At 45.7% G+C, this 1,531-nt stretch carries 1 protein-coding gene and 1 pseudogene; both read left to right on the top strand.

The features are described 5' to 3' along the window. Positions 1-113: 113 nt before the first annotated feature. Positions 114-494: pseudogene (locus tag AC1RQI_RS16830) on the top strand (RHS repeat-associated core domain-containing protein); the annotation flags it as partial. A gap of 69 nt (positions 495-563) precedes the next feature. After that, the gene (locus tag AC1RQI_RS16825; RefSeq protein ID WP_481905766.1) at positions 564-1,166 is read left to right on the top strand and encodes a hypothetical protein; all 603 of its coding nucleotides are present in this window, start codon (positions 564-566) and stop codon (positions 1,164-1,166) included. The last annotated feature ends 365 nt before the right edge of the window (positions 1,167-1,531 follow it).

Here is a 1,531-nt window from a genome sequence, read left to right as displayed (position 1 = left end):
TGAAAACCCCGCCGCTAAGGCGAAAAAGCGCCTCTGGGCTCAAAAGCGACCCCTTTAACGGGCGCTTCTTAAAACAAGAACCGCATCAATGGGTTAGCGCTGATGCGGCCAGAATCGCGTCTGGGTTCGCTGAATACTACATTCGGGACCCATATACCGATGATCCGTTACTGACACTAATCAATGGCAAGTCGTACTACTATGAACTCGATTGGCGAGGGATGCCGATCCGGTTATGGAGCGAGCAAGGTCGGCGAGTTTGGGAGGCAAATTCGGATGCCTGGGGTAGCTGCGACCCTGATACACCCCAAGGCCCTATCCATCAACCCATACGGCTGCCGGGGCAGTTCGAAGATGAGCTGACGGGTCTGCATAATAATCGGTTTAGAGATTATGATGCGAAATGTGGGCGGTATCTGACGCCAGATCCACTGGGAATCAAGGGTGGACTTAATAGTTATCGTTACACGCCAAACCCTCTAGATTATATAGACCCTTTGGGTCTAAGCTGTCTCTCAAACAAATGTCTCACACCGGTCCTAGCCGCATCTTTGGCTTTAGGTATGGCACCACCACTGGGGGCTGGAACACCCGCTCCAAGCGTTTCAGAACTTCCGCCAGAGCCTTCAATAGTTGGGGCTTTAACTGACGGTGAATTTTGGTCGGGATATGCGAGCGGGGTGCAGGAAGTCGGCATGGCAGCAGGAAGAATGCTCCTAGGTGAGCTTGGGGTATACTCTGGATGGATAATAAGCAAAGTTCCCGGGGGAAAGATCACTGGAGGGTACCTGATGATGGATGGAGCCTCTACGTACGCAGGTGGTATGAGTGATGTCTCAAATTACTTTTATGGAACTGATAAGGATTATGATTATTTAGGTCAAGCATATGAAAATGCTGGCGAGTTCTACTTCGGAAACGAGGATTATGGTGATATTGCAAGAAGCTCGGTTGGTTTAGGATCGATATTCCGCGCTAATACTATACCCGTAAACACGGTTGTGAACTCTTCTGAATGGGGAACTTCAGCACTAACCTATAGCACTAATATGCCAGCTTTTTATACAAGTAATAATATCCTTAGGGCTGGGGATTCCGTTGGTGTGGTTAAAGGTATTAGGGACATAAATGACGGGATGAACTCTGAGAGGAGTGGTGAAGATTGATGGCTTGGATATGGGGGGGGGCATTCATAGTTGTATTTATTTTTCTAGAAGTTCTGGCTGGCTGGGTTCTACAAAAAAACGCCAAATTGTCGGAGTTTGTTACCATAATTATATTTCTTCTATGTGCGTGGGTTTTCACGGCTAGCGGGATGATTATGACGATTTTAGGTATTTGTCTTTTTATTATCGCGATTATATGTGATTTGAATCGAAGAAAGAAACGAATGCAGAGCTAAGAAACCTATTTGGCATGTTCAAAATAATACTGTTACTGAATAGGCTGATATTTACTAAGGGATTCAAAAGTAGCCGAACATGATTTATAATAAACCTTTATTCACTGAATGATAAAGGAAACGGTTGAA

It is taken from the genome of Salicola sp. AFF1, assembly GCF_056783195.1.
The sequence above is the reverse complement of the archived record's forward strand: the minus strand, read 5'-3'. Positions and strand labels throughout refer to the sequence as shown.

Excerpts from the sequence above, each read along its gene's own strand:
- AC1RQI_RS16825 (WP_481905766.1), top strand. The coding sequence starts at position 564 with ATGGCACCACCACTGGGGGCTGGAACACCCGCTCCAAGCGTTTCAGAA.